This window comes from Streptomyces coryli (assembly GCF_011044975.1).
In the GTDB taxonomy this organism is placed as follows: Bacteria; Actinomycetota; Actinomycetes; order Streptomycetales; family Streptomycetaceae; genus Streptomyces; species Streptomyces coryli.
On sequence record NZ_JAAKZV010000081.1, the window covers coordinates 17,669 to 30,947 of the forward strand.

Here is a 13,279-nt window from a genome sequence, read left to right on the forward strand (position 1 = left end):
AAGTCCCGGTAGAATCGGCCGCTTTGGGGGTCCGGGGGTCGCCCCCGGAAGAATGCAGTAGGGGGAGTTCGTGGAACCTGCGCTGTCCGTCCTCATCACCCCGCCGGGCTCGCGATCGCTGCTCGAGCGGGCATACAGCGACGCCGTCGAGCGCACCGAGACCGCGGACGAGAGCAGCACGCGCATCCTCGACGCCGCGTTCGAGCAGTTCTGCCGCATGGGCATCCAGCGCTCCACGATGGAGGACGTCGCCCGCCGCGCCGGCGTCTCCCGGATCACCGTCTACCGCCGCTTCACCACCAAGGACGCCCTCGTCGAGCAGGTGGTGCGGCGCGAATTCCGGCGCTACTTCGACCAGTTCCTGATCGACATCCAGCAGGCCGGGACCGCGGCGGAGCGCGTCGTGCTGGGCTTCGTCAGCTCGCTGCGCGCCATCCGCGGCAACCGGCTGATCGGCGGCCTGATCGCCACCGAGCCCGACCTGCTGGCGGCCTCCTTGACCGGTGACGGCGGCCGTACCCTCGCCACCGTGCGGCAGTTCGTGGCCGGGCAGCTGCGCGAGGAGCAGCGCGCAGGGCTCGTCTCGGCCGACCTCGACACCGACCTCGCCGCCGAGCTGATGGTGCGGGTGTCCGCCTCCTTCCTGGCGTTCCCCAGCGAGGTCGTCGACCTCGACGACGAGGAGCAGCTGGCGGCCGTGGCGCGGCAGTTCCTGGTGCCGATGCTGCAGCCGCGCGGCTGACTCACATCTTCTCCGCGCCCTCCCTGATCGCCTCCCGGATGCGGTGGTACGTGCCGCACCGGCAGATGTTACGGATCCCGTCGAGGTCCGCGTCCGTGATCTCGCGCCCCTCCGCCGCGACCCGCCGCACCAGATCCACGGCGGCCATGATCTGGCCCGGCTGGCAGTAGCCGCACTGCACCACATCGCGGTCGAGCCAGGCCTGCTGCATGGGATGCAGCTCCTTGCCGACCGTGTCCGGCAGCCCCTCGATGGTCGTCACTTCATCGGTGGGCTCCAGCGCCGATACGGGGACCGAACAGGGCCGCACCGCCTTGCCGTTGACATGGCTGGTGCACGCCTTGCAGACGTTGATGCCGCAGCCGTACTTCGGGCCCGTAATGCCGAGGATGTCGCGCAGCACCCACAGCAGGCGGACGTCGTCGGCCACGTCCACGGTGACCTGCTCACCGTTGACGCGGAAGGTGTGCTCGGGCACGCGTGGCTCCTTGTCTCAGCGGTCCAGACCGTCGGTCGGCGACTGCGGAACGGGCGGGACGGTCGGCTTCGGCTCGAAGGAGAGCGTGCCGTGATTGATCGGGAAGGATGTCGGCATCGTCCCGGTGGCGCGCCCGTAGGCGCACGCCACCGCCGATACGGACGCCGCCACCGCCAGCTCCCCGGCGCCGCCGGGCTCGTCCGACGTGTCCGGCATGACGATGATCTTCAGTTCGGGCGGCGTGTTCCACTGCCGCGTATAGAAGTAGTTGTCCCAGCTGGCCTCGAGGAAATGCCCGTCCTTCAGATGCAGGCTCGACGTCAGCGCCAGCGCGATGCCGTCCATGATGCCGCCCATCATCTGCGCCTCGAGCCCGCACGGATTGACCGCGAGGCCGACGTCCACGGCGAACACCGCCTTGGTGACGCGCGGCCCGGCCACCCCGTCGCGGATCGGCCGGTTCACCGTCTCCGGCCGGCAGTCGAGCTCCACCAGCGCGGCGCTCACCGACTTGTACTCGGCGTGGAAGGCGATCCCCTGCGCCATCCCGTCCGGCATCGAACGGCCCCACTCCCCCGCCTCGGCGACCTTGTCGAGCACGGCACGGGCACGGTCGCCGCGCAGGAAATCCTGCCGGAAGCGGTACGGGTCCTTGCCCATCTTCGCCGCGAGCTTGTCCACGACCAGCTCGCGGGCGCAGGTGACGTCGGGCGAGTAGACGTTGCGCATGCTGCCCGTGTTGAAGCCCTTGTCGGTCTCGTTGAGCAGCCGGGTGTGCACGCCGAAGTCGTACGACATCGTCGTGCTGAGCTGGAAGAAGGTCTCGGAGAAGCCGATGTCGCCGACCGGCAGCTTCGCCGCCATGGCGGTGATGATCTCGCCGAGGCCATGCCCGAGGTCGGTGGACACGGAGGTGTGCCGCTGGTGATAGCCGAGCACCTTGCCGCCGGCGTACGTGGCCCGTACCCGCGAGGTGGCCATCGGGTGTGCGCGGCCCTGCCGGGAGTCGTCGGCGCGGTGCCACATCAGCTTGACCGGCTTGCCCATCTTCTGCGACGCCTCGGCGGCCTCCAGGGCCGCGTCGAAGAACAGCTTCCGCCCGAACGAGCCGCCGCCCTCGGTGACATGCACGCTGACCTTGCTCTGCGGCAGCCCGAGCTTGGCGGCGATGGTCTGCTTGGCGACGATCGGGGACTTCAGCGAGGCCCAGATCTCGGCGCGGTCGCCGCGCACGTCGGCGACGGCGCAGTTGGGCTCCAGCGCGCTGTTGCTGCGGAAGTAGAAGGTGAACTTCTCCTCCACCGCCTGCACCAGCGGCGGCTTCGGCGGCAGCGGCGGCTCGGCGCGGGCCAGCTCCCGCAGGACGGACTCGTCGGTCTTGCCCTCGGCGGTGCCCGGCTTCCAGGCGACCTCGAGGGCGCGGACGGCGTCGATGCACTGGCCGAAGGTGGCGGCACGGACGGCCACGCCGGTGGAGATGACGGCGACGTCGGTGACGCCCGGCATGGCGCGGACCGCGGCGAGGTTGGCGACAGAGCCTGGCTTCCCGTTGATGGTCGGGGGCCGGCACACCATCGTGGGCTTCGCGTCGGGGACGTCGAGGTCCATCGCGAACTTCTTGCGGCCGGTCACGGCGGCGAGGGCGTCGACGCGGTTGTGCGGCTTGCCGATGACGGTGAAGTCCTCGCGGGCGGTGAGCTCGACGGAGACCTTCTGGTGCGCGGCCGCGGCGGCCTTCTTGGCCACGTCGCCGATGGCGATGCTGCCGGTCCCTCCCGTGATCACCCCGTCCTTCAGCCGCAGATCGGCGGCTTTGGCGCCAAGCTCGGCCGCCGCTGCCGCCAGCAGCCGCTGCCGGGCGATGGCGGCCGCCACCCGGATCGGGGTGTAGGTGGAGATCGTGGTGTTCGAGCCGCCGGTGAGCTGGTTGAACAGCAGCTCCGGCCGGGCGTCGGCGAGCGTGACCCGCACCCGCTCCACGGGCACGGACAGCTCCTCCGCGATCAGCATCGCGGTCGACGTGGTGATGCCCTGCCCCACCTCGGCGCGCGGCAGCGCGAACGACACGGTGCCGTCCGTGCCGACCTCCACCGTGATCAGGCCGGAGGTGGGCAGCGCGGCGGCGGTCATCATGTCGTTGAGATCGAGGATCTCCGTGATGTCCTGCGACGGCACCCCCTCACCGGCCGCATCGGCCGCCCCCGGGGCGAGTTCGGCGGCGGCCACCAGCGTCGGGGCGGCGATAACGTAGCCGAGGAAGCGGCGGCGTCCAATACCCTCCGGCCGCCCCATCAGGCGGCCCGCTCAGGACGGTTCATCGTGGGGATCTCAATCTTCGTCTCTTTGCCCTTGGTCAAGTAGAAGAGAATGTACTGGCGGGCCGCCTCGTCAAGAAGCCAGGCCGCCTCCGGCACCAGCGGCCGCGGGATCAGCCCCTCCCGGAACTTCACCAGCAGCGGCCACGCGGCCGAGACCGCCGGGTCCCAGACCGGTTCGCGTGGGATCTCGTCCCAGTCGGCCACCTTGTCGCCGACGAGGTAGCGGGCCAGCGCGTTGCACAGCGGCCGGCTGACGCTCCCCGGGCTGGTCTGCTCGGCGAGCTGCCCGAGCAGGATGTCGGTCAGCTCGACGCCCTCGCGCGTCGGCCCCATCGCCGGGGGCAGCACCCGATCCGACTGGGCGTCGGCCTCGCTCCACGTACCCGGGATGAACTCGTCGCGGATGCCGAGCAGATGCGCGGTGACCTGCCACAGGTGCAGATACGCCGCCGCGTCCGCGTCCGGGATCTCGATCTCCCAGTCGCGCATCCGGCGCATCGCGAAGGTCGGCAGGGTGTGCCAGGTGACCAGCATGTCGTTCTGGCTGATCGGGATCTCGTCCGGCCAGTGCGGCGACTGCTGCAGCAGATGCCGTACCGCGGCGTGCACCAGCCGCGTCTTCACCGCATTGACGACGCAGTCGCCCTCCGGCCGGTACGCGACCGGGGAGCCGACGGCGAAGCCGAGCAGGCTGGTCTTGGCGACGCGGTCCTCCATGTCGGCGCCGCCCTTGGAGTAGTAGACCGCCTGCGCCTCCTTGGGAATGGCGGTGCTGAGCATGCCGCCGCCGACGCCGTTCATCAGATTGAGATACAGCCCCCGTGTCTTGTTGAACTCGGCCGCCGTCTCCAGCTTCCCGCGCTCCGCCCACGACGGCAGCCGCCGCGCCTGCTCCATGAAGTCCCGCAGATCGGCGGGGAGTCCGGCGGGCAGCGGCTGGTCATTGCGCTTCCAGTCCCACAGCAGCTCATTGACCTTGGGTACGTCCCCGCGGTCGAGCAGCGCCGCCACCAGCGGGTCGGCCTCCTCGTCCCACACCCACCGCGGATCGGCCCCCGCCGCCCGCGCCTGCGCGGGCAGCGCGACCGCCAGCGCGCCGAGCGCACCCAGCGCCCCGCCCGCCTTCAGCACCCTGCGCCTGCTCGGCTCGTCCATCCTGCGCGCCTCCTTGGTGGGGGACGGGAGTGCACCTCGTTGATACGTTGAAACACAAACCGCTAAGGCGTATCAGAAGTAGCACGGCGGGAAAGGCGTGCCAAGAGGGTGCGCAGTGAAGGAAGTTGGCGGATCCGGAGTCAGTCCCAGCCCCCGGAGCCAAGCCGAAGGGTCACTTGCCCACGCCCGCCGTCATGCCGTTGATCAGTCGCTGGCCCAGCACCACGAAGAGGAGCAGTACCGGGACCATGATGATGACGACGCCTGCGAACATGCCGCCCACGTCGTTGCCTTGGTACTGCTGCTGGTCGATGAAGTTGAGCAGGGCGATTGGCAGTGTCCTGCTCTCCGAGCTGGTCAGCAGCACCAGCGAGAAGAGGGTCTCGTTCCAGGCGCCGATGACCTGGAGGATGAAGGCGGTGATCAGGCCGTTGCGCGCCATCGGCAGCACGACCCGCACGAAGCTGCGCAGCGCGCCCGCGCCGTCCAGGCACGCCGCCTCCTCCACCTCTACGGGAAGCGAGCGGAAGTATCCGGTCAGCAGGAACACCGTGAACGGCATGGCCAGCCCCACGTATACGAGGATCAGGCCCTGCATGCTGTCGAGCAGCTTCAGGTGGGTGAAGTCCTGGGTGCGGGCGAAGGCCACGTACACGGGGATGATGATCAACTGGCCCGGCACGCCGAGGCCGAGCGCGAAGAGCATCGTCATCCGGCCGCCCACCTTGCGCTTGGTCCGCGACAGCACGTACGCGGCCGGGGCGGCGATCGCCACGGCGATGAGGGCCGAAGCGAGCGACGCGAAGAGGGAGTTGCCCAGCGCCTCGCCGAAGCCGCCGGTCTGCCACGCCTTCGTGTAGTTGTCCCAGTGCGGCTCGGTCGGCAGCCCGACGGGGTCGTCGAAGACCTCCTTCGTGCCGCGCAGCGACGTCAGCACCATCCATGCGAGCAGCAGCAGATTCACCGCGCACAGCGCCCGGACGGCGCCGGCGCCCCAGCGCGCGGGCCGCAGCAGGCGCGCGGCGCGGGCGGGGACCTGAGTGGTTACGGTCATGGCAGTCGCAGTCCTAGGAGAATTGAATGGCGTCGCGGCGCATCATGCGGCGCAGCAGTACCGCGGCGATGGTGATCAGCACCAGGCTCACCAGGGCGGCGGCGGAGGAGATGCCGAAGTCGCGGGTGGACGTGGTGTTGAAGGCGCGCTGGTAGACGTACATCGCCGAGGTCCAGGTGTCCTTGGGCGGGGCGCCGCCGACGGAGCCGCCGAAGACGAGGATCAGCTCGAAGACCTTCACCGTCGAGATCGTCCAGAAGATCGCGCAGACGGTGACGACATCCCAGGACAGCGGCAGCGTGACGTGCCGGAAGCGCTGCCAGGCGCCGGCGCCGTCCAGCTCGGCGGCCTCGTAATAGGAACGCGGGATCTGCTCGACGCCGGACATCAGGATCGTGGTGTAGAAGCCGGTGGCCGACCAGACGGTCACCGCCACGATCATCGTCATCAGATTCTGCTCGCCGAGCCACTTGGGCGGATCGCTGATGCCGATGTGCTCCATCACGAAGTTGACGATCCCGCTGGGGCGGAAGAGCAGGCCGACCATGACGCCGAAGACCAGCGGGTTGACCAGCACCGGGAAGAACAGCACGTAGCGCACGACATTGCGGTCCCGCATGTCCCGCAGCACCACGGTGATGGCGAAGCTGAGGACGAAGACGCAGCCGCCGCCCACGAAGAGCAGCAGGCCGGTGTTCTTCAGCGCGCCGGTGAACACCGGGTCGCGGAACAGCGCCGGGTAGTTGGCGAAGCCGCGCGAGGTCATCTCGCCCAGGCCGTCCCAGCGGTTGAGGCTGAGCCAGCCGCTGAAGACGATCGGCGCGACGAAGAACAGCACGAACATGACGAGCGCGGGAGTGAGGAACGGCCAGAAGGTCCGCCGCTGGTTCCGCTCCAGCGGGCTGGACTCGGGCCGGCGCGCGGCTCCGCGCCGGTCCCGGGCCTCCGCCGCTTTCCCCTTCGCCTGAGCCTTCGCCTTCGCGGGAAGCGTGGTGGCGGGCGCTGCCATCAGCCCTTCGCCTTCCAGTACGACGCGGAGGCCTTGGCCGCCGCCTTCACGAACCCCTCGGCGTCCGTCTTGCCGAGCCACAGCTGGTTGAACTCCTCCACCGCCACCTGGTCGCGCCAGTCGTTGCTGACCGCCTCATTGGCGAGCCGCGCCGGGTCGTCCTGCAGCTGCTTCGCCGCGTCCGCCAGTTCGGCGGGGGCGGGGACGTCGCTCCGCGGCGTGATGTTGCCGGCCTTACTGGAGAGCCCCGCCAGCTGCTGCTTGCGCAGGAAGAAGGCCATGAACTCCTGGGCCGGCCCGACGTTCTTCGCGGTCTTCGGCATGGCGAAGCCGTACGTGACGACGTCGCCCGCGGTGCGGTCCGCGGCGCCGGTGGTGGGGAAGTTGACGGAGCGGACCTCGAAGCCGGGCTTCCGGAACTTCTCGACCTCGGTCGGCAGCCAGCTGCCCAGCAGCATGAAGACGGATTTGCCGGCGGCCCAGTTGTTCTGCTGCTCGGGGTACTTGGTGGCGTCGTAGCTGTTGCCCAGGTAGCCGTTCTTCACCAGCGTCTCGACCTGCCGGGCGGACTTGACGACCGCGGGGTCCTTGAAGGCCGCGCCGCTCTTGTCCCCGGCGAGCTCCTTCATCGAGCCGCCGTTGCGGTGGAGCAGGTAGTCGAACCAGTACAGGCTGGCCCACCCCTGGTCGGCGTCGCTGCCGATGCACACCTTGCCCTTGGCCTTGGCGGCCTCGCAGATGTCCAGCAGTTCGTCGAAGGTCTTGGGCGCCTTGCCGACCAGCGGGTCCTTGCCGTTGTAGAAGAGCGAGACGGTGGCGGTCTCGTACGGGACCAGCCAGGTCCTGGCGCCCTTGGCCTTGGGCAGGGTGGACAGCAGCTTGCCGGGGACAACGTCCTTGACCTTCTTGCCACCGTCCACCGGCAGGTCGAGCACCGGGCTGACGTCCTTGAGCTGGCCACCCGCCGCGAGCGTCGGCAGCAGCATGTCGAAGGACTGGTCGACCACGTCGGGCGCCTTGCCGGACAGCATCGCCGGGCCGACCTTGTCGAGGGACTTGCGGCCCTGCCACTCGACGTCGACGTTGATGCCGGTCTCCTCCGTGAAGTCGCTGATCGCGCTCTTCAGGACCTTGGCCTGCGGCTCGTTGCGCGTCCACATCGACCAGTACGTGAAGGACTTGGCGTTCGCGGCACCCGAGTCGTCGGTGGTCGCGCAGCCGGCCGTGGCCAGGGTGGCGAGGACGGCGGCGACCGTGGTGGCACGGGTGAGCATCGATGAAAGCAGGGGCATGACGATCCTTCGGGCCCAGGGGAGGTAATTAGTTCGGCTCGCATCCGAACTAAGTGGCGACAGTTTTGCGAGCACGCCCGAAGGAAGTCAAGGGCTGATCGAAAATCAGGCGACGTCGGCCGGGTCCTCGTACACCGAGTCCAGCGCCAGGAAGGCCCCACCGCGGGCCGCTGCGGTGAACCCCAGGGTGGAGAGCACGACTTGGCAGCCACCGGCGTCCGGCGCGATCACCCGGCCGCGGACCACCTCGCGGACCCGCTCCAGCATCAGGTCGCCGATGTGCGTGAAGTAGCCGCCGAGGACCACGACCCGCGGGTTGAGCACGTCCGTGAGCAGGGCGATGCCGAGGCCCAGGTCGTCGGCCACGCGCGCCAGCGCCCGGCTGGTCCGCTCGTCGCCGCGCTCGGCGCGCAGGTGCAGGGTGCGGAAGCGGTCCTCCAGCGGGCGCTTCTGATCGCGGACTTCGTCGTCGGGATCGGCCGCCAGCTCCATGATGGCGTCGAGGCCGACCATCGCCTCCCAGCACCCGGCCCGCCCGCACACGCACGGCCGCCGCTCCGGGTCGAGGGGCATGTGGCCGACCTCGCCCGCGAAGTTGGTGGCGCCGCGCAGCAGCCGCCCGGCGCTGATGATGCCGGCGGCGATGCCCCGCTCGCCGGTCAGGCAGACCATGTCGTGCACGTCCGGGTCCTCCACCAGGAGGTACTCGGTCAGCGCGCACAGCTTCGCGTCGTTCTCGACCGCGATCGGGGGCGTATCGGGGCCCAGCCGGGAGCGCAGTCCTTCGACGACGGCGACGTCGCGCCAGCCGATCCCGGGGGCGTAGTCGACGACGCCGGCCGGCGCCTCGATGACACCCGGTACCGCCAGGGTGATGCCCACGGGCCTGACCCCGTCGCGCTCGAGGGCGGCGCCGCAGGCGCGGATGGCGCGGGCGGTGAGGTCCAGGGCGTCCTCGGCGTCCTGGTCCGCGACGGCCACCTCGGTGCGGTGCTCGAAGACCGGCTCGCCGCCGAGGTTGAGCGCCAGCACATGTACGTAGCTGGTGCTGATCTCCACGCCGATGCCACAGATGTCCCGCCCGTCGAGCTGCACCAGCGTGCCGGGGCGGCCGACCGCCCCCTCCCGCTGGGCCGGCCCCTCGCGCAGCAGTCCGAGGCCGACGAGCTCGCCGACCAGGCTGGTCACGGTGGGCTTGGGCAGCCCGGTTTCGGTGGCGATCTGGGCGCGGGAGCGCGGGCCGCCGCGCAGCAGGCGGAGCACGCTGCCGAGGTTGGTGCGCCTCAGCGAGCCGCGGTCGCGCGCCTGGTCAGCCTTCACTCGGACCTCACCTCGTCGATACGGCCAGCCTGCCCGGGGCGTGGCGGGGACATCATCATGACCCATGCCGGAGCCTTGACAGCGTGGCTGTTAGTTCGGATTCTAGTCAAACTAATTGCGCGCCACCGACCACTCACACCCGATGAGAGGCGTATCCGTGCCAGCTCTCCTCCCCCGCCGCCGCACCGCCGGCGTCCTGGCAGCCATAGCCCTCGCCGCCGGCCTGGCCATCGCCCCGGCCCAGGCCGACGACGACGCCACGTACACCGTCACGATCGGCGACAAGGGCTCCTGGACCAACCCGGACGACACCCCCGCGTCGACCTTCATCGACAAGGACGGCACGTTCCACTACCAGTCCGCGCACGCGCTCTACGACAAGAAGGACCCGCGCAAGTGGACCTTCTACACCGGCAAGGACTTCGACACCGCCACCCGCGACGCCGCGCTCAGCGACGCGGTCAACCCCGGCAACCCGAAGGACAGCAACAAGGACACCACCTGGCGCTGCAACAACAGCCCCACGGGCAAGGAGGCCACCGCCGCCCCCAGCGGCTCCAGCTACTCCCAGCCCAACTACTGCGACCTGCTGGGCGTCTGGGTCGATCCGGACACGGGTGACTGGTACGGCCTGGTCCACAACGAGTTCACGCCGCAGCCCTTCGGCGACGGCCTGCACTACGACGCCATCGACTACGCCGTCTCCAAGGACCAGGGCAAGACCTGGGACATCAAGGACCACGTCCTGACCTCGCCGTACAGCACCAAGCGCGGCGACGACGCGGCCTTCCCCAACGAGACGTACCACTACGGCAACGGCGACCCGCGGCTCTTCGTCGACACCGCCTCCGGCTATTTCTACGTCTACTACAACTCCCGCGTGATCCCGAAGGCGGGCAGCGAGGGCGGCTGGACCGACGCCAGCCGGGCGCATGTGGCCCGCGCCCCGATGTCCGGCAAGATGGCGCCCGACTCCTGGAAGAAGTGGTACGACGGCGGCTGGTCGCAGCCCGGCACCGGCGGCAAGGAGTCCAACATGCTGCCCGTCGAGGACGCCGACGACACCGGCTACACCCCGGTCGAGGACGACTACGACCCGGCCAACAAGGGCTCCATCGCCGAGCAGCAGGCCGCCGGCGAACTCCCCGCCAAGGCCGACCTGCTGACCATGAACATCGCCTACAACGCCCACCTCGGCCTCTACATCGGCCAGCCCGAGGCGATCAAGCAGGACTCCACCCAGCCGCAGCGCTTCTACGTCACCGATAACCTCGCCACCCAGAAGTGGAAGCTCATCGGCGACTCCGGGGACTACAAGTCGGGCTCCTGGTACCGCTGGCTGCTGGACCCGGTGAGCAAGACCGGCTCCACCATCGTCGGCAAGGACTTCCGCAGCTACTGCTCGTTCCAGTGCTCGGGCGAGGCCAGCGGCGAGTACTACAACACCACGGTCGGCACCAGCGAGCCGGCCGCGCCGGTCAAGGCGGGCGCCGCGTACCGCATCGGCAGCGCGGACGGCCGCGTCCTCGCGCCGGGCAAGACCGGCGGGGCGGTCACCTCGGCCGCCAAGGACGACGGCAGCCGCTGGACCTTCACCCCGAATGGCGACGGCTCGTACTCCATCGCCGGCAAGGGCAGCGGCAAGCTCCTCGGCGTCGACTCGGCGAAGACCGCAGGGCGTGCCTGGGGCGCCGGGCTGTCGGTGAGCGACAAGCCCTCGGGCGGCCCGACCGTCGGCCAGCAGTGGTTCGTCGTACGGAACGCGGACGCCGACGCGGCCAAGGACGGCACCTTCCGCCTGGTCAACCGCTACAGCGGCCTCGTCATCGGCATGTCGGACGACAACGGCCGGCTCGCCGAGACCACGCCCACCCGCGCCTGGACCGACACGTCCGGCAGCGGCGTCGGCGGCGGGCGCACGGCGGCGGAGCAGACGCTGACCCTGACCGCCGACTGACGTCACGGATGACGTAACCGATCCGATCCACCCGCACCATACGGCGCGCCGGCAGCAGGACCACCCGCCTGCTGCCGGCGCGCGCCGCTCAAGGAGGCTCCCACGTGCCCGCCCGCTTTCATCTGCGCTTCCAGGTCCACCCCGACGACACGGCCCGGCAGGCGGCCGAGCTGGCCAAGTTCTGCCAGGAGGCCACCATCGGCGAGGTGGTGCTGCTGATCGCGGCGGAGGAGTTCTACGACGGGCACCCGGACGGCGCGGCGGAGGACCGGCTGTACGAGTCGGCCGCCGAGACGGTCGCGGTGCTGCGGGAGTCGGGGCTGGAGGTGAGCCTCAACCCGTGGGTGACCTCAGGCCACGCCGACCGCGGCCGCCACGACCGGCACGGCTTCGCGCCCATGGTCGGCCCCGACGGCTCCACCGCCACCGGCCAGGCGTCCTTCGCCTGCCCCCGCTGGCGGTCCTGGATCGCCGCGCACTACGGCCGCTTCGCGCGGCTCGGCTTCCGCGTGCTGTGGCTGGAGGACGACTTCCGCTACCACAACCACGCCCCGCTGACCTGGGGCGGCGGCTTCGAGCCGCTGATGCTGGAGCGCTTCGCCGACCTGGCGGGCGAGCCGGTCACCCGCGAGCAGCTGGTCGCCACCGTTACGGCCCCGGGAACCCCGCACCCGTGGCGCGCGCTGCTCCAGCGGGTCTGGCGTACGGCTCAGCTGGAGGTCGCCGAGCTGCTCGCGGCCGAGGTCGCGGACGCCTCGGACGGCCGCTCGCGGCTCGGCCTGATGAGCTCGCGCCCCGGCACGCATTCCGTCGAAGGCCGCGACTGGACCGCCCTGTTCGAGGCGCTGGCCATCGGTGGTGAGGCGCACCACCGCCCGCACTTCGCCGCGTACAGCGACAGCCCAGGCCGCTCCCTCAGCCGCTCGGTCTGGCTGCTGGAGACGCAGCGCGCGCTGCGCCCGGCGTGGGTGCGCAACGAGCCGGAGATCGAGAACTGGCCGCACACGGCCTGGTCCAAATCCGACACCCAGACCTGGTCGGAGATGGCCGCGGCCCAACTCGGCGGCGCCGACGCCCAGTTCCTGAACGTCCTGCCCATGCACTCGGGGCGCGCCGGCCGCTACCCGCGCGTGGCGGACCTGCTGCGCCGCTCCCGCCCCGCGCTCGACTTCCTGGCCGACCTGGAGCCGGCCACCGGCACACTCGGCGTCGGTCTGCCCGTACGCGAGGACGCGGCGGCCCACGTCCGTACGTCCGGGGGCGGCCTCGCCGAACTCGACACCGACCCGGGCCCGGCGGCGGACTTCCTGCTGCGCTACGGCGTCCCGGTGACGGCGGAAGACGCCCCGGTGCGGGTGCTGTTCGGGCAGCTGGCCTGGGTGTACGACGACGACGCGGTGCGCCGGATGCTCGCCGGCGGGGTGCTGCTGGACGGCACCGCGGCGCACATCCTCACCGAGCGCGGCTTCGCAGACCTGCTGGGCGTCACGGCCACGGCCGTCGAGCGGCGGGACGCGGACGCACCGTCGCGGCCGGGCCCGTACGCACTGGAGGAGGTGCTGCCGGCCGCCGGCTTCGACAACGACGGCGACTACCTCAGCGTCAACGTCCAGCCCGCGCTGGCCCGGCTGCGGCCCGTCCCCGAGGCGCAGGTGTGGACGCGGATCGTCACCCCGGCCCTGGAGCCGTGGGGTGCGGGGCGCGTCGTCTTCACCAACCGCCTCGGCGGCCGCGTCGGCATCCTCGCCGCCACCGCCCCGGACGAGCTCGCGTACAGCGATGACGGGCAGTGGCTGCTGCACAGCATGATCCGCTACTTGGAGGGCGACGCACCTTCGCTGCCGCTGATCACCGGCGGCCCGCACCTCATCCCGCGCCTGGCCCGCACCGGCACGGGTTGGCAGCTGGCTGTCGCCAACGGAAGCCCGGACCCGGCGTTTCCCCGCATCCGCCT

General features: G+C 70.6%; 10 protein-coding genes. 3 read left to right on the forward strand and 7 right to left on the reverse strand.

What is annotated here, in order from left to right:
- The first annotated feature begins 70 nt into the window (after nt 1-70).
- On the forward strand, nt 71-742 hold the full coding sequence (locus G5C51_RS19310) for a TetR family transcriptional regulator (RefSeq protein WP_165239024.1): 672 nt from the start codon (nt 71-73) through the stop codon (nt 740-742).
- A 1-nt stretch (nt 743) separates the two neighbouring features.
- On the opposite strand, the gene G5C51_RS19315 is transcribed toward G5C51_RS19310, so the two are convergent.
- From G5C51_RS19315 to G5C51_RS19345, 7 genes are all read right to left on the reverse strand, one after another.
- On the reverse strand, nt 744-1,220 hold the full coding sequence (locus tag G5C51_RS19315; protein ID WP_165239026.1) for a 2Fe-2S iron-sulfur cluster-binding protein: 477 nt from the start codon (nt 1,218-1,220) through the stop codon (nt 744-746).
- Between the two features lie 15 nt (nt 1,221-1,235).
- Nucleotides 1,236-3,512 carry a molybdopterin cofactor-binding domain-containing protein gene (locus G5C51_RS19320; protein WP_165239028.1) on the reverse strand — a complete coding sequence of 759 codons (2,277 nt, stop codon included), beginning with the start codon at nt 3,510-3,512 and terminating at the stop codon, nt 1,236-1,238.
- Complete coding sequence (locus tag G5C51_RS19325; protein ID WP_165239030.1) at nt 3,512-4,693, reverse strand: oxygenase MpaB family protein; 1,182 nt, start codon at nt 4,691-4,693, stop codon at nt 3,512-3,514. Before G5C51_RS19325 ends, G5C51_RS19320 begins: the two co-directional genes overlap by 1 nt.
- A 172-nt stretch (nt 4,694-4,865) precedes the next feature.
- Entirely contained in the window at nt 4,866-5,747 is an 882-nt protein-coding gene (locus G5C51_RS19330; RefSeq protein WP_165239032.1) for a carbohydrate ABC transporter permease, read from the reverse strand.
- A gap of 13 nt (nt 5,748-5,760) precedes the next feature.
- A complete protein-coding gene (locus G5C51_RS19335) occupies nt 5,761-6,756 on the reverse strand; it encodes a carbohydrate ABC transporter permease (protein ID WP_165239034.1) in 996 nt (331 codons plus the stop codon).
- A complete protein-coding gene (locus tag G5C51_RS19340; RefSeq protein ID WP_165239036.1) occupies nt 6,756-8,048 on the reverse strand; it encodes an ABC transporter substrate-binding protein in 1,293 nt (430 codons plus the stop codon). The genes G5C51_RS19335 and G5C51_RS19340 overlap by 1 nt, the downstream gene beginning before the upstream one ends.
- 105 nt (nt 8,049-8,153) lie before the next feature.
- Entirely contained in the window at nt 8,154-9,368 is a 1,215-nt protein-coding gene (locus G5C51_RS19345) for an ROK family protein (RefSeq protein ID WP_206314050.1), read from the reverse strand.
- A 157-nt stretch (nt 9,369-9,525) separates the two neighbouring features.
- On the opposite strand from G5C51_RS19345, the gene G5C51_RS44065 reads away from it, so the two are divergent.
- Both G5C51_RS44065 and G5C51_RS19355 read left to right on the forward strand, forming a co-directional pair.
- Entirely contained in the window at nt 9,526-11,325 is a 1,800-nt protein-coding gene (locus G5C51_RS44065; protein WP_338118219.1) for an RICIN domain-containing protein, read from the forward strand.
- A gap of 104 nt (nt 11,326-11,429) precedes the next feature.
- Nucleotides 11,430-13,279 (forward strand): hypothetical protein (locus G5C51_RS19355; protein ID WP_165239042.1); only part of this gene is annotated, 1,850 nt, incomplete at its 3' end.